This is a genomic window from Aequorivita marina (genome assembly GCF_031631895.2).
Classification (GTDB): Bacteria; Bacteroidota; Bacteroidia; order Flavobacteriales; family Flavobacteriaceae; genus Aequorivita; species Aequorivita marina.
Map to the genome: position 1 here is coordinate 63,124 of NZ_JAVMBW020000003.1, position 17,203 is coordinate 80,326.

General features: G+C 36.1%; 10 protein-coding genes. 2 read left to right on the plus strand and 8 right to left on the minus strand.

All coding sequences use genetic code 11. The features are described from left to right. Positions 1-2 precede the first annotated feature (2 nt). Both QPK98_RS06070 and QPK98_RS06075 read right to left on the minus strand, forming a co-directional pair. Positions 3-1,082, minus strand: a complete 1,080-nt coding sequence (locus QPK98_RS06070; RefSeq protein WP_310992187.1) for an efflux RND transporter periplasmic adaptor subunit — start codon at positions 1,080-1,082, stop codon at positions 3-5. A 111-nt stretch (positions 1,083-1,193) separates the two neighbouring features. Further along, positions 1,194-2,498 (minus strand): TolC family protein, encoded by a 1,305-nt coding sequence (locus QPK98_RS06075; RefSeq protein WP_310992189.1) that lies wholly within the window; start codon positions 2,496-2,498, stop codon positions 1,194-1,196. 830 nt (positions 2,499-3,328) lie between these two features. Between QPK98_RS06075 and QPK98_RS06080 the strand changes: the two genes are divergently transcribed. Beyond that, positions 3,329-3,550: a hypothetical protein gene (locus QPK98_RS06080; RefSeq protein WP_310992190.1), complete on the plus strand. Its 222-nt coding sequence runs from the start codon at positions 3,329-3,331 to the stop codon at positions 3,548-3,550. On the opposite strand, the gene QPK98_RS06085 is transcribed toward QPK98_RS06080, so the two are convergent. Together QPK98_RS06085 and QPK98_RS06090 are read right to left on the minus strand one after the other, a co-directional pair. Further along, entirely contained in the window at positions 3,496-4,650 is a 1,155-nt protein-coding gene (locus QPK98_RS06085) for a porin (protein WP_310992191.1), read from the minus strand. The genes QPK98_RS06080 and QPK98_RS06085 overlap by 55 nt on opposite strands. A gap of 464 nt (positions 4,651-5,114) precedes the next feature. Further along, entirely contained in the window at positions 5,115-6,995 is a 1,881-nt protein-coding gene (locus tag QPK98_RS06090; RefSeq protein WP_310992192.1) for a TonB-dependent receptor plug domain-containing protein, read from the minus strand. 81 nt (positions 6,996-7,076) lie between these two features. Between QPK98_RS06090 and QPK98_RS06095 the strand changes: the two genes are divergently transcribed. Beyond that, on the plus strand, positions 7,077-8,552 hold the full coding sequence (locus QPK98_RS06095) for an aminotransferase-like domain-containing protein (RefSeq protein ID WP_310992193.1): 1,476 nt from the start codon (positions 7,077-7,079) through the stop codon (positions 8,550-8,552). 473 nt (positions 8,553-9,025) lie between these two features. Here QPK98_RS06095 and QPK98_RS06100 read toward each other — a convergent pair whose 3' ends face one another. From QPK98_RS06100 to QPK98_RS06115, 4 genes are all read right to left on the minus strand, one after another. Beyond that, a complete protein-coding gene (locus QPK98_RS06100; RefSeq protein ID WP_310992194.1) occupies positions 9,026-10,540 on the minus strand; it encodes a T9SS type A sorting domain-containing protein in 1,515 nt (504 codons plus the stop codon). 48 nt (positions 10,541-10,588) lie between these two features. Further along, complete coding sequence (locus QPK98_RS06105; RefSeq protein WP_310992195.1) at positions 10,589-12,916, minus strand: VPS10 domain-containing protein; 2,328 nt, start codon at positions 12,914-12,916, stop codon at positions 10,589-10,591. A 108-nt stretch (positions 12,917-13,024) separates the two neighbouring features. Further along, positions 13,025-14,659: a tetratricopeptide repeat protein gene (locus QPK98_RS06110; RefSeq protein ID WP_310992196.1), complete on the minus strand. Its 1,635-nt coding sequence runs from the start codon at positions 14,657-14,659 to the stop codon at positions 13,025-13,027. A gap of 186 nt (positions 14,660-14,845) precedes the next feature. Further along, positions 14,846-17,152, minus strand: coding sequence for a T9SS type A sorting domain-containing protein (locus QPK98_RS06115; protein WP_310992198.1), 2,307 nt, complete (start codon positions 17,150-17,152; stop codon positions 14,846-14,848). Between the last annotated feature and the right edge of the window lie 51 nt (positions 17,153-17,203).

Sequence of the window (17,203 nt, forward strand, 5' to 3'; positions counted from 1 at the left end):
GATTATTGTTTAATGGTTAATTTTGCGCCATTGTAAAGTTTGCTATCGGCAGAAACAATATAGTCTTCATCGGCAGCCAAGCCCGAAAGCACTTCAACTTTATCGCCATAGGAGCGGCCTAAGCGCAGCCAACGTAAAATGGCGGTATTGCTTTGGCTTAGCGTATAGACTCCTGTTAATTGTCCACGTTTTACCAAAGCTTTCTTCGGAATTAAAACAGCTGTAACATCAGATTTCTTTTCTATAGGAAACTGAACCGTAGCGTACATTCCGGAAAGAATATTTACATCGGTCTGGGCCAATGCCGCTTTTACCAAATACTGTCCCCCCGTGTTTCTTGCCGAACTACTGACCTCAGTTACCGTTCCCGAAAGAGTTTCGCCTAGAGATTTTACTCGTATTTCAACATCAGCACCCGCTTTTATTTTTGAAATTTCACTTTCTGGAACCGAAGCCGTAACTTCAAAACTACCTGGACCTTCTACCGAAATTAACGGTACGCCAGGATTGGCCATATCTCCGGCTTCAATAAATTTATTGGTAATAACGCCATTAAACGGTGCGCGAAGATTTACATAAGCAAATTGCGATTCTACTTCGTTTTTCATCTGTTTAGCGCCTTCTAATCTAGCTTTTGCCATTTGGTAACGGGCTAGTTGATCATCCAGTTCTTTTTGGCTCGCGCTGTTTTCTGCGAATAGATTTTGAAATCGCTCATAATCTTTTTTGGCATTGTTAAAAGCTGCTTGCGCTTCCGTGATGCCAGCAGTTGACTGTGCCTGTTTTGCAGAAAGATCGGCGTTATTAATACTGACCAAGAGTTGGCCTTTTGTTACTTTCTGACCAACGTTTACATGAACTTTATCAACAAAGCCCATCATTCTAGTACTTAGCGTAGCGCTGTTTGCCGCTTCTATTGTACCACTTGCGGTTAAAAATGGCGTGTTGTTTTCTGAAGCTACCGAGCTAAGGGTTACCGCAATTGCAGGTGAGTTATCCGCGACTTTCTCTTCAGAAGAATTACCACAGCTGGTAAGGCTCAGAACTACTGCAAAAAGTAAGCTTGTATATAATAATTTCATATTTATGGTTTTAAATCTTGTTGATTATAGGTTTTGCCCCGATAGCTATCGGGAACGTCTTCATTATCTTATACCTACAAGGTCTCTGAGACCTTGCAGGAAAACCTGGTATTAGTTTTTAGTTAAAAATTCTAAGTAAGCCAAGGCATAATTATGCTGGAAAACGGTATTGTAATATTCCAGTTGTTTCTGCGAAAACTGTGTCTCGGCCATTAATAGGTCGGTGGTTTTTTCCAAACCTTCCTTAAATCTGTTTGTGCGTATTCTAAGGGCTTCCTTGGACTGCTCCAATGCCAATTCAGTCAGTTTTAAATTGTTTTGCGCATCTAAAAACATGCGTTTGGCTTTATTCAATTGCAATTGACTTTCCGATTTGTATTGATCCAGCTCTAAGCTCGCCTTATTGAATTCTGCTTTGCTTTTTTGGGTTTTCCCGAAACGTTTTGAACCTTGAAAAATATCCCATGTCAAAGCCGCACCAAATAAGTAACCACGAGCATCTGCTTGAAAAATTTGATCGTCATACATTTCATAACTTCCAAAGGCATTCAGCCTAGGAAGAAACGTCATTTTATCTGCTTTGTAGTTTTGTTTATAGGCTTCAGTAGCAAACTCCATTGCTTGAATATCTGCACGTGCTTCGGGAAGGTTTGTACTGGTATTCAATTCTGAAGAAATTTTTAGGGAATCAACAGGTTTAAACACTCCAGACACCGCTTCGTTCATTAGTACGGCAAGGTACTCCGAAGCATTAATAATATTACTTTTTGCGTATTGCAGTTGATTTTCCACTTCGGTAACACGTACTTTTACGGCCAAAACATCGCTCTGTTGTAAATAGCCCTGCTTAAAGCTGTTATTTGCCAAACGTAGATTTTCGTTGGCTGCTTCTAAGGCGGTTTCCAATACCGTTTCGCTTTTGTAAGCCAGTTGTAATTGCATATAAGCCTTTTCGGTTTCCAAAGCAATATAATCGCCCTTACGCGTAAGTTGAAACTGGGTTGCATTCAGCTTTGCTTTGGCAGCTTTTCTCTGAAAAATACCGTCTAAGTTTATAATAGGCTGCTGCACCTCAACCTTTGTAGCAAACATTTCAATCTGCGACGGATCGTTTAACTTATTGGGATTGAAATCTGCTTGGGTCACTATCTCCTGATTGAGCTTAAACCCAAAAGCCATTAGCGGATTGGTAGTTGCCATTCCACTATGCGATGCTGTGATGTTTGGAAGAAAAACGGCATTGGTTTGGTTATAATCTCCTCTTGCCGATAGCACCTCCTGCTCCCCTATTTTTAATTGGTTGTTCTGAGTGCTAACCTTTTCCAAAACTTCTGCTTTAGTAATAGGCACTGTTTGTTGGGCAAAAACCATTGCCGGCAGTAAACAGAAAACTAAATAAAACGTATTGATTTTCATTTTTTACATTAATTTGATGCAAATATACATTACATCTTCACTTAGGTCAGTAACTAATGTTACCGAAACATAGTTTAAAATGGAGTTCAGTAGCTTTCTGTTTTATTAGCATAGTGAAAGCCCCAAATTGGACGCCTTAAAAACCAAATGAAAAAGCACTCTATTTAATAACTATATGGGGTAGGCTAGGTAAGGTTCACTAATGTCCCATTTTCTATTACAATGCTCTGAGTCCCATACCTTTTGTATTGCTTTCATTTTAAAATCTTTGGGCGTTATCTTCAAAAATTACATTTATACTGCCTGGATATGTGCTAATATTAATATTTACAACTCTCACTTTAGCATGTTTAATTGCGGTATTAATAACCTTCTGAATTACTTTGTACAATGTAGTTCACATCTCAACCTCAGATTGATTAATCTAGGTTTCATTGATTGGAAAAAGTTCCTTTCAAGGCATAATTTAATACAAACAAGATTATTCACGAGTTCAAGTAAAATTCAAGGAGAACTTTGGAGTGTGTAACCTGAGAATTGTGTGTAAATACAAGAGGCTACAGGTAGTTCAAGGTATGAGCACGCTTTAGAGTTTTTATATCCAACCGCTACCTAACTTGTGCGTTCAATTCAATTTAGTATGCAGTATCTGTTCAAAATGCATTACTTGAGAACAAACGAGTTTTGAATAAAAAAGGAAAATTAATTTCTATAATCTGAGGAAACAAAGAAGATTGCGAAACGGCTACCTTTTTAAAATTATAAGTAGCTTACCCCCACCTCCTCCATCTAGGTTTAGAGGTCCAATATCGCTTTCAAACCATCAATTATTGGCAACAATTTTAGAAGCTAATGGACTTAAAATTATTGATATTACAGATGTTAATTTCCTATGGGAGTATCCAAATCTTGATATTGCTTTGAAAGGTTTATTATCCGTTGGGCCAACAGTCAAAGCAATTAAAACAATCGGATTTGAAAAAGTTTATAATGCAGCTTATAATAAGCGCAGTGGCGCAATAAAACCAACTCTAACTTCATTTTTGTTATAATTTGACTCATGGAGATGTTTTAAAGCGTAATTTGAATAATCATAATACCTGCCAATATAAGCTAAATAAAACCGTAGATCTAGACCTTTAAACGGGCTGTAATACACCGTAGGAATCGCGCCATAACTCGTTCTTAGGTGATCATTACCATTTGGAATATCACCATAAGCGCTACTAGTCATCAGCGTTAATAATCCTTTAAATTTTGAATTAAAGCGGTATTCGGCTCTAAACCAGTTTTCAATATACGTCACATTCTCAGCAACGCTTTCTTCTCCAAAAATACTAGTTACCACACCTTTGGTGTCAACTTGTTCATAGCTGTAATCAAAGTCGTACATCAGCGTCAGCTTTTCGTTTTGATATTTGTGACCTAAAGTAAAAAAGTAAGTTCCCCTCTCTTTTACTTGATTAGAATAACTCACACTATAATTCGTTTCTAATTGTCCATTAAAAAAATGTCCTCTCCAGTTTCCAACAACCGCTACCGGCCAGTCGGGTTCTTGAATGTTTTCAGCAATCTCATCGCCGTAAAGATCATCATAATGCATGGTGCGTGAATTTAAGACCTGTAATCCAAATTTTTGACTTTCAAAAGCCTTAAACATCATTCCCACCCCAGTAACGTAAGCCAATGCATTACTGTGAATATCATTGTATTCTAAAACATCCATCGCACTAAATTCATATTCATACCCCCCATAGAAGGCATTCATTTTCCCTAGTAAAACATTTAGCCCTGGGCTGGCTTCCACATTAATATAGGCCAATTCGATATTGCTACCCAATTGATCCAGTGTTTGCACATTACTGCCTTTATTAAACCTATTTCTAAATTTGAAATCTACTTTTTCATGTAGTTTTCCAGCAATTCCAAGTGCGGTATGCCCATTTTGAAACTGTACGCCGTTGTAATAATGATCTCCACCTCTAAAAGTATACGCCCGAAGCCCCATACGCATATCAAAGGTCATATTTATGTTTTTTAAGAGTTTTGACTTTTCTAAGGAAATGATAGGTTTAGCTAGACTGTCGTTAATTTGTGAGAATCCCGATAAAACGCTTAATAAAAACACACTTACAACACATAGCTTTAGCATAACATAATAAAGATTTATAGTTTTAAATACAGTGAGATTAATGGTAGAAATTTCAGAAATCGATGTATTGACATCAATAGTCGAAAAGTATCTCTACTGTTTCTATATAAACATACTAAAATTTTATTACTAATTACAAAAGGCTCAACAATAGTGAGTGCATTTCTATAGCTGACAAAAATTAATCTGTAGTATCATCATTCGAGATTAAAGTACTTATTTTACAAAAATATCCAGCACTTCAAAACGTTAATTATCACTTTTTTTCTTACGGGGTCTCAAAATATTACTGGATTTTACAATAAGTTAGAATCGTGGTGCTCCCCATGATTAATAGCGATTTCGTAAAATTATTCTAGCATTAATTTGTGGTAAAAAGCAACGACTTCTTCTCGTGTACATCTTTTTAGGCTGCTGTTAAATTTGATTTGTTAGGTTTAAAACCGATTCTAAAACCAACTTTTCTACTGCTTCCATTGGTATTTCACACCCAATCCAAACCAACGTGTAGGCATAGGCACGGCGCCGGCTTCTGTATAATTTGCATCAAACAAGTTGGTAACTTCTGTATATAACAGAAAATTTTGCAATTGGTAATTGATGCGAATATCTGCTACGTTATAGGCACTGCCTAGTTCGCGTTTTAGCCATCTATTTTTTAGTTGAAACGAAAAATCATTAATACGGTAGTGAATTCCTGCAATAAACTGATGTTTTAAAGATTCCAAGGTGTATTTAGATTGATCGCCATCTGAAGTTTCCAAAGTGGGATGCAAGTAATTATAACTTAGTTCGTAACCAATAGATTGTTGATTTCTGAAGTAGAACTCTTGTTTTACTCTTCCATAAACGCCTTGCATTTTGTTTTTTCCGAAATTTATTGGCGTATATGGTTCTGAAGCATCATCACGCACCCAATCAATAAAATCGGAAATATTACGATAAAAATACCCTGCTTTCACTTGAAAACTTCCTTTGTGATACTGAATATTTCCTTCATAGGTCCAAGCATTTTCAGGTTGTAATAATTCATTTCCTACATTCCCTGGGCGTTGGTCTAGGTATAAATCTGTAAAAGAAGGAATGCGCTGCCCCGAACCAATACTCGTAGAGATGGTCCAATAGTCATTAATCAGGTAAGCTAAATCAATCCCGGGATAAAGTTGCCAGCCAAAATCTGTATTGTAGTTGGCATAAAGCCCAGCCGTTCCTCTTATTTTTTCTCCCAGACTACTTTTTAACTCCGCGTAAGCGCCGTGATTATTGCGTTGGTGTTCACCAATATTAGAGCTATTAATTTCCTCTAAGCGTGATTCCCAACCAAAACCAAAGGTTCCGATTTTTGTTTTAAGACTACTATTTAATTCCAACATCAAGGCATTGGTATAATGTAGTGATCGGCCTTTACTTAAATCGTCTTTAAAATAGCGGTAGTCATCCTCTCCATAACGATCACTAATTCTAGGCGAAATTGTAAAGTTGCCCCATGTGTGTTTTGAAGAAAGGCTAAACACAGAAGATTCTACAATTTCTTCAGAATTAACATCTCCAGGAGCAGCATAAAATCCGTTGGCACCAAAACGACTGTATGCGTAACCTGCCATAGCTTGAATACTGTTGTTGGCGTTGAAATTATAATTTCCGTTATAAAAAAGTCGGGTAGTTTTAGAAGCCGAATTGTAGCGTTGACCGTTGTAATTGCTATGGGCGATGGATAAAAGCTGACTTTGTTTTTTAGACCCAAAAACGCCAGTTACCTCAGCTGATCCGCCACCGTATATTCCCGAACCGTCGCCCTCTTCCTTGCTTTTAAAGGAGCTTCCGCTTTGAAAACTTGCAGTAACAGAAGATTGTTTTTCTTTTTTTGTCACAATATTAACCGCCCCCGTTAAGGCGTTGATACCATAAACTCTAGCTGCGGCACCTCTTAACACTTCAATATGGTCAATGGCGCTCAGCGGAACTGGAATATTCATCATATTATGAGCCGTTTGTGAATCAATCAACTTTACACCGTTGATTAAAACAATTGTTTGTTCAGAAGTTCCGCCGTCAATAGAAATATCCGTCTGCGTGCCAAACGGACCGCGCTGTTGAACATCAACGCCACTAATGTAAGACAAAACTTCATTGAGCGACTTTACCGGAAGCGCCTCAATTTGTTTTTGTGTTACCACCTGTATATCGCGATTAATTTTATTAAAAGGAGTTTCTAAACGATTTCCTTGTATGATTACTTCCTCCAGTTTATTGGCTTGAATGCTTGGAGCTTGAAGTGAATCTTTTTGTTGTGAAAAGCCCGTTATGGATGCTAATACACCAACAATAGCAAATACTTTTTTCATAATACTTAAAACCTAATATTTAAATTTGAAGCGCAAATATTTGAATAAAAACACTAGCTTTGGTAGTCCGAAATGTAAATAATGAGTAGTCCGGTTAAAATTAGTTTTGAATCCTTTGTAAAAATAGATCGTCGAAAAAAAGAGGCTATTTATATGCAGATTGTTTATCAGTTTATAAATGCCGTTAAAAGCAAGCTGTTAGAAGACGACGACCAACTTCCCGGCAGCAGGAAAATTGCAGAAGAATTACAGGTGCACCGGAAAACAATTATAGCCGCCTTGGAGGAACTGCAGGAACAAGGCTGGGTAAAAACCCTACCTAATGTTGGAACATTTGTGAAAAACCCAGAAATCTCTCCAGATCAAGCAAGTAAAATGAAGGTTTTTCAACACCCCCCAGAAGAGGCGCCATTTTATTTTAGGAAGGAATTTATTTTGGATTCGCCTTTAGAAGAAAGTCTTACAACTCTATATTTTACTGAGGGAACACCTGACTACCGGGTAATTAACACAGAAGAATTAGTTCGTTTTTACAGCGCGGTATTGCGAAGAAAAAAGCAAGCTAGCACATTGTTGCATACAAGCGATGGTCAGTTATTTTTTAGAGACCAATTGAGTTATTACCTGAATTTGACCAGAGGATTTCACCTCTCCAGAAACTTTTTATTGCCTGTCACAGGCTTGGAGCAGGTTCATTCAATTTTATCACGCTTACTAATTAATTCTGGCAATGTGGTTTTAGTAGAAGAATTTAGTTACTTTCTACCCAATATGATTTTCAATCAGGCGGGAGCTCAAATGAAAACTGTACCAGTAGATGCTCACGGAATGGACATTGACTATATTAAAACCCATTTTAAGCCCAGTGAAATACGCTTTGTTTACCTCAACACCAAATGTCAATATCCCACAACGGTAAGTCTTTCCGAAAAGCGAAAAACTCAATTATTAGAATTAGCCGAAGCCTATAATTTTATTGTAATTGAAAATGACACCGATTTTGAATTCTCATTGGTGAAAAACAAAAAAGAATCTTTGTTTAGCAAAAACGGAGGAAATCGCGTTATTTATATTGGCACTTTCGGGAGGTTTTTAAACCCTGGCTTTCAAATGAATTTTCTAATCGCTCCAAAAAACCTCTTACAAGAAGCCACGAAATACCTAAATATCTTTGGGAAGCCAGATGTAATGATGGAAAAGGCTTTGGGCGAACTCATTCATCAAGGCGATATTCACCGCTATCAAAGAAAATCTAAGAAAGTAATTACCGAACGGAAAGAACTGTTTGCCCACTTGCTTCAAACTTACTTCAAAGACCAAATTGAATTTACAATTCCCGATTCAGGCTTAGCTTTTTGGATTCGGTTTCAAGGCTTCGTTTCGTTAAATCGTCTCCAAGATAAGACCAAAGAAAAAGGAGTGTTGATTCCTAGTGTTTGTCTTTACCAAAACCGAAAAATAATTGCCTTAAGGCTTGGTTTTGCTCACCTTAATCCGCAGGAAATGGAGGCTGCCGTGAAATTACTTGCTGAAAGCTACACAGAAGTAATTGATTGACAAATAGTTGTATTTAAAAAGTTTTTTAGGGTTACTTCGGCTATACATCACAACGTAGACCGGAACCTCCTACCCATCAGTAAAAGTGAAACAACATATAATTATCCTCTTTACCTAGGAGTTTGATCTGTTTGTGTGATAGGTTTGAAGTTTAAGTAGTAATGTCCAACTAAGTTTTAAGGCACTTCGGAAAGCTATTAGTTTTACAATTTATATTTACAGGCTTTTAACATTAACAATGGTCAACCTACAGCCTGAAAAAATCATTCCTTTTCAATATTAATCCATTCTGCTTTTACATTATGCCAATGTATTTTTATTCGAATTTTTTATAAGAAGTTGTTTTAATTTGCTGTTCAGGGAATTGATTGTATTTTTTTATAGCATACTATAAAATGTAAGATTTATTAATTCTTCTTGTATACAAAAGGGCTGCCTTTATAAAGGCAGCCCTTTTGTAAAAGTAATAATACTTAATCTTTCATAGTTTTAATAATCTTTTTTGTTGTTATTCTTCCAGCTGTATCTATGATATTTAGAAAATAAATTCCTTCAGAAAGGTTTGAAATAGAAAGCCTACTTTCATTTTTATTTAAACCATTTTGGCTTTTCACTATCATCCCTAATTGATTTATCAGTGTTATTTCATCAATAGAACTATTTTTACTTTGAATAATTACTTCATCTACTGCCGGAACGGGATATACTTTAAATTTATTTTCTAATTGATTCTCATCAGATTCATAACCTAGCAATAATTCATTTTTAAAAATATAAGCTGATCCAGCACGATCTAACTCGTTACCTCCTGTAGCATCGTGATCCTCCCATGGCGCACCAGAAATTATTTGGTTATCATGCAAGGCTACACTCCACCCAAAAAAGTCTTCGCCTGCCGTATCTTCCCCTTGGATTGTCTCCTCTTCTATCCATTCTCCATTTGCGTCTTTTTTATAGAAATACAATTCGCCTGGATCAAAACCATAGGCGTGCGGTGCGCTAACCACTAAATGCTCTTCTTTTATCTCAGTGCTCCAACCAAATTGTGCGCTTTCAGATGCCGGTGCACCCGTTAACTTTTGCACTTCCTGCCACTCACCAGCGCTATCTTTTTCATATATATATGCTGCTCCTGCTTCTGCATTGGTTCCGTAAGCACCTACAACTAATTGGTCTTCAAACAAACTGACTGAACTTCCAAAAAAAGAATCGTTAGTAGCGTCTGAAGCCCTTAATTGTTGCTGATACTCCCAGATGCCTTCCGAATTTTTTTGGTACATATAAACAGATCCCTTGCGGTTATCTGTCTCGTTTGCTCCTACAGCTATTACATTACCAGATATAGAAACTCCTATACCAAAGGTTTCGCTAGCGGGTGTATTGGGGCTCACCAATTTTTGTTTTTCAGTCCAAGTTCCCGCCTCATTTTCAAAAACATAGGCAGCACCTACCCAACCATTGTCTCCGGGAGCACCTCCAACAATAGTATTTCCTTCCAGATCTAATGAAGTAGGGTTCATACCAAGTTTAGCATCTCCACTATAATCTGAGGCATGCAATTTTACATCAAAATCCCAGGTGCCATTGCCGTTATTAAAATTGTATACATACAATGCTCCGGCTCTTATTATACCATCTATATCGCCTCTACCAGATGCTACCACTAAATAATCATCACCAAATTTTGAGGCTCCACCAAATTCAGCCATTTCTTTCGAATCAAAGGCAGTAAGTTTTTGCAAGTGTTGCCATTCACCATCTCTATTTTGCTCATAAATATAAGCTGCTCCAGCCGCAATAGTTTCGCGAGAAGCGCCAACAATAGCGTAGCTTTCTTTAATATCTACAGAAGTACCATATTCTGCACGACTTTCTCTGTCTTGACTTACCACTTTTCCTGTTTGTGTAAATTGCGCCAATGAGGTAGTTACAGAACCCATTAAACAAGCAGCTGTTAAAAACACCTTGGTTATAATCGTTGTTTTCATAATTCTATATTTTATTTAATTAGTAATTATTTTTTCTTAAACACCCAATTAATGGGTCTTAATTATGCGTTTAGTTAGCGTTCCTTTAGAGGTCTTTACTTTCACTACATACATGCCACTTACCAGGTCGCTTATGTTTATTGCTTCATTAACATTGTTTACTTTCTTTAGCTTTTGTCCTGCCATATTGTAAATAGTTACTGCTTCAATACTATCATAACTATTTATCGCGAAGCTATTTTTTACTGGGTTAGGGTATATTGAAACTGTGTTGTTCTCTACAAGTTCAGAAGTTATTGACAGGGTGGCAAGATTTATATTATACCGTACCAACCCTAAATCTTGTACTCCTAAATACACATCTACTTCGTCTTCTGCAAAAGTGAAGGTCGAAGTTTCAGTAATGGAATAACTTAGCATTTCAGGAGATATCTCTTCCCAAGTTTCTCCCATGTCTTTACTGAAGATAATTTTTGCCTTCGCCTCTGGTAATGGAATATTAAATCCATCAGAATAATGCGTAACAGCTACAATAGCATTTTCAGTTATTGTTGAAAAGGCAACATTATTTGTAAATTCCGAAGATATACGGCTCCAAGAATCACCTTTATCTTCAGATAGATAAATACCTTTTGTTGTAGCTAACATTAGTTGATTCGCATTTAATGGGTTTTGTTCAATATCTAATATTAAATCGTCTCTAGATACTAAGTCTTCTAAACCACTAACAGCAAGTTCCCATATAGCACCATCATTAGATGATTTGTAAAAACTAACGTCTTGTGCTATGTAAATAGTCGATTCGCTTTCACGATCTACTTGAACAGCTGTAACCACTTCGCCCGCTTGAGGCACTGGCACGTTGGTGTCTATAATGTTATCCATATCGGTAAGATCTATTTTATGGGCTTCAATACCTGTTGACAACCAACTGATGTTTGGGTTGGTAACCGAAGTAGAAACATCTTCAAGAATTAAAAAGAACATAGAACTAGCAATTACTCTAGAATCGGCTCCGTGTTCGACACTTACATTTAAGTAGGAAGTATTTACTACTCTATTATTGGTGAACACACGGCCGGCAACTACTGGATCGGCATAAACTTTTAATGGAGAACCAAAACCTTGTTCTAGGGATTGTAATCCGTACCCTACCTCTACTTCTGTTTGAAGATCTTTATGGATGTAACCTGAACGCAAACCATAATATACGTGATTTTCGTTTTCTGAAGTGAAGGAGGCTACTGTTCCAGAGGAGTTAATAAATGGGTTTTCCAACTTCGATAATGTAGCTCCTCCATCTTCAGATAAAAAGGGGTAATAATTTGTACTAATTAATACTTCACGAGATACAAATGGGTTATATGAAGCTGTTAGACCAAAGTAATATGATTCTGGATCTATATCGTTGTAAACATAGTTTTGCCATGTAGCCCCATTGTCTGCAGAAACTACAATTTCGTTTTCCTCCAATACCATAATTTCATTTGTGTTGGAAGGATTAAAAACTATTTCATTTATATTATCTTGAGACATTGTTGTCCAGGTTATAGGAACTATATTCCAAGAATCACCTCCGTCTGTAGATCGGTATAAGTTTTCTTGATGTGTATCATAACCATAACCTGTTCCTAATAAAATATCATCAGTGTTATCGGGATTAAAGGCAATAGCTTCATACATATTACCCGGGATTTTATGTTCCCATGTTTGGCCAGCATCCGCAGATACAAATAGTCCACCAATTACTCGAGATGTTGATCCGCCTCGCATTAAAAATAATTTTTCGCCATCTGCCGGTGATATAGCAACATTATTAACAGCTACATTGTCATTTACAGGGCTAAAATACACCGGAAACCAATTAGCACCTCCATCGCTAGTATAGAAAACCTCATGGGTATAAGCTCCACCTAAAGCGTACGTGGTGTGCATTAAGGCAATATCATTATTTGATTCAAGGATATCGTAAGATTCTATTAAAATATCTGTTTCAAAAGCATTTGGAGGGGAGTAAGTACGTGTAATTGTGTCTGTAGCAAGATCAAATAAAACAATAGAATTATATTCGGTCCCTTCAGCTGAAACTATGAAGCTTAAGGTAGTTCCGTCGTTTATAAGCCTTAAGTCTTTTAATGTAGCATAGTTATCTAAAGGCTCTGCATACAAAACTTTCCAACTATCACCATTATCTGTTGAAGTAACAATATGATTTGTAACTGTTCGGGCATAAATTACATTTTCTTCTGTTTCACTATAGGTTACATTATATAATTGTCCGTAGTCTTTTGCTCCTACCAATTCAATTTGAGCATTGCTGTAGTTTACAATTAGAATGTAAAATAAGAGTAATAATAGGGAAGTTCGTTTTTGCATTGTATCTATTTTAAATTATGGAATAAATATAGATACCAGAGGCGGTTTGCAGTCTAATTAGGGCGTGACATTTCGTGACATGTTTACTATAATAGCGTGACACATTACTTAAACACCTGATAAATAAGCATGTAGCGTTGTATTCTTTGGAATATTCATTTTCTTTGAAATTCGTTCTTTTCGTTTTCTACATGATTGCGGAGTGATATTTAAGAGCGATGCAATTTCTTTATTACTCAAATTCATATACAAATAAGTAATAAACCGAATATCACTTGGGGTAAGTTTTGGGTATTTACTTCGCAATCTATCAAGAAAGCCTTGATTGATTTCTTCAAAGTGGGTGAAAAAACTGTCCCATTGTGAATCTTTTTTAAGGTGTTTTTTTAATTCGGTTATCTGTTTTTTCAACTGTGGATTTTCAGCTATTTCGGTTTGAAGAGATAACGATTGGACTACTTCTTCTATAAGGTCATTTTTGCTGGATAGGTATAATGCTTTGGCAGTAAGTTTTCGGTTTTTAACTTCTAATTCATTTTTAAGCCGTTCTTGTTCTAAAGACGCCAAGGCTTCTTTTTCTCGTAATTGTTTTTCAATAAGCAGGTAATCGCTTTTTTCTTTGGCTAATTCTAACTCTACAATTTTTTTACGCTGTTTGTGTTTTACCAAATTACTTCTGTACACCCAAATAATAAAGGCCATGCATAGAACAGCTATTCCAATTATACTATAAAAAAAACGGCGCTCTTGCTTAATTACTTCTTTGCTTTCAGAAAGTTCATGCTGGTAGTTTTGAAGTTGAAATTTTACTTTTTCGTTTTCAAATAGCTTTCTGTTTCTTATTATATTTAATGAATCTGCAGCAATAATTACAGAATCTTTATAAGCTATTGCTTTTTCAAAATCGCCAGTTTTGCCGTAGAGTTCAGAGAGATAATCATAAACCTCTGTTCGGTTTTCAAATCCTTTTTGAGCCTTACGTGCTTCAATGGTGTAATTTAAGGCAGTATTTATTTTATTTCGGGCCGCATTAATTTGAGCCATCACCAATAAAATAAAAACCTTATTTTCTATTTGTGATACACCTTCAAGTTCAGGTAATAGGTTTAAGGCAATTTTTTCAGACTTGTTATATTGTTCTTTTAAAAGAAACATTTCAGCCTGTGCCATTTTTCCTTGCAACAGCACGTTAGGAGCATCTTTTAATAAGGGCAAGGCCTCCTGTATATAGAATTGCGCCGAATCTACTTCATTCATTTTATTTGAGACCAAGGCCAGGTTCACGGCATAATACCCTACTTTAACCTCATCTTTAACTTGTTTTGCTTTTTGATAGGCTTTAAAAAAGTATTTTTTTGCCTGAGACCGTTCTTCTTCTTGAAAATAAAGAATACCAATATTGTTGAGTACCGTCATTTCTTGTCGCGAATCTAAATGCTCTAAAGCTATTTCATATGCTTGTAGGTAATACTGAAGGGCTTCGCCATAATCAGAAAGCAAATAATAGTTTGAGCCAATGTTAAGAGTCGCTCTAAAGGCTTGTTCATACCATTTATTTTTTTGCGCAAGCACCTCTGCTTCTACTAGTAAAGCCAAAGATTTTGAATGTTTTTTTTGAAACATCAACTCGATACCTTCTTCTATACGATTGTCTGCTTCTGTAGATGTTTCTACTTGTGAAAAACAATTTATAGAAAACAATAGTAGAGTTAACACTAAAAAGAAACGTGCAGATATAAGCATATATTTTTTTACCATTTATTAGGTGGCTAAAAATAGTTAAAAGTCATGAGTTTTACATTTTTAAATAATCGCACTACCCTAAACCCTTTCAAAGCATTTAAGTTTTTTTATCCAACAAAATATTCACAGCAAAAAAAGCCCTTACTAAAAAAGTGAGGGCCAAACTTAATTATTAACTTAACTTATTTACTCTTTTATAATTCGTTTTATAAAATAACTTCCGTTAACGTCTTTAATTTTTACAAAGTAAACTCCGGTTTTCAACTGCGAAATATTAATCTGTTTCTCTGTAGAAGCACTTATCACTTGTTGTCCTAAGCTATTGTATATAACTACAGAAACAAATGCTCCTTCATTTTCTTTAATATTTATAATTGAATTTGTTGGGTTGGGGTACACCATAAAAGGCTTAGCACTTGAGTTTAAATCTGAAGTCCCCATTACCATTAAGTCAATGGTGTATTTTATCAGTCCCAGATCGTAGGTCGCCAAATATACATCTACGCTATTTTCATGAAATATGTAAGCCATACTCGATGATCCTGCATGAGCAATAGCTTCAAATGGTACGGCTTCCCATACTTCTCCACCATCTTTAGTGTATAACAATTGAGCGTCACCAAACTCATACGAATGAATTGATGCCACCGCATGGTTTTGATTTAGTGTTGAATACTTTATCTTACGAACGTTATCAGCTTGATGGGTTCGGGTCCAAGTTTCTGCATTATCAGTTGTTTTATAAATACCATTGCTAGTTGTAACGGTAAATTCTTCTGCATTAAACGGACTTTTTTCGATATCGAAAATAACATCAGTTGTCGGATCTATATTAAGGCCATTACTTTTATCTTCCCAAGTAGCACCACCATCGTCTGAACGATAAACGTGAGCGCCTATTGTTATGTAAACGATGCTTGAATTGCCTTCATCTATAAACACATCTGTTAAAACATCAGCTTCTGGTAAGGGTACCGAAGTTACTAACGGATTAGAAATATCACTAAAGTCGATAATTTTACCACCTTCATTTAAAAAAGAAGCCCAAATTACATCTGTATTGTTTGGGTCTGTAGCCAAGTTTATTAGTTTATCATTAAAATTATTATACAAAAAGGAGTAATTTTCTCCATGATCATCACTTACGTTTAAAGATGATCCTGTAAAACCACTTTCATACTTATACACACGTCCTGTTGTTAGTCTGTCTGCATAATAAACAGGGGCGTCACCACTAAAAACATAATCTAAAGGTTGTAATCCCAGAGGTTGCTCATCACCTGTTGTCATATTTAGATGAATTAAACCGCGTTGCACCCCATAATAAAAATGGGGATCTATGCCTTCGTGTAAAGCAACAGTTGCTACGGGATAAAAGGGATTGAAAAACTGTGTAAACGTTTCACCTCCATCTTCAGAAAGCAACGGATGGTAATTTGCATTTATAAACACCTCACCTCTTTGAAAAGGATTATATGAAGCGTGCAAGCCGTAATAATAGCTATTAGGATTATCTACGGGATATACATAGTTCTCCCAAGTTTCCCAATCATCGTATGTAATTACAATTTCATTTTCTTCCAAAACAATACTTGTATCTGGGTTTTGCTGGTTATAAGTAATACTTACAATATTATCAAGAGTTTCATTGCTCCAAGAAATAGGTATTGTATTCCAGGTATCACCTCCATCATTAGATCGATATAGATTTTCAACGTGGTCTCTACTATAGCTAATATCTGTTCCCAATAGCATCGTTTCAGGGTTTTGTGGATGAAATGTAATAGGCCCATATGCATTTCCAGGAATTTTTTCTTCCCAAGTAGTACCAGCATCAGTTGAAATAAACAATCCACCCTCAGCCTCACTGGGGCCAATACCTCTTGCTATGAATAGTTTTTCTGAATTATTCGGACTTATTGCAACATTATTTGGGAAGACTCCATCATGATCCTCATTAAAATAAACAAGTTCCCAGTTTGCTCCTCCATCGCTTGTGTAATACACCTTTGCAAAACTATTAAAACCTATTTGATACCCTTGATGAACTAAAGCTATATCTGAATTTTCTGAATAAACCGAATAAGAGTCTATCCAAACTTTTTCAGATCCAGAAGTAATGGGAGGTGTATACTGTTTAGTTATCTCACCTGTGTCTGTATTAAAAAAATACAAGGCATTATTTGTTATTACGCCCGAGAATCGAGCTGTAAATGTCAAGCTATTATTAGAAAGTACTTTTAAACGTTCAAGCTGCACTCCATTTTCAGGGAAACTATATATAATTTCCCAGTTCTCCCCTTTATCAATTGATTCAATAAGGTGGCTTCCTTGTGTGAGCGCATATAACTTGTTTTCTATTGTAGGGTGGAAAGTAATGTCGTAAATTCTTCCATACGCATCAGAACCTTCAAATGTTATTTGAGATTGTGCTGATTTACTGTTCATAACCAAAGCAAATACCACGGTTACGTAAAATAATAATTTTTTCATATCTGTTGTTTAATTTTGTCGATTCAAATGTTTTAATAACACCTGAAAAGA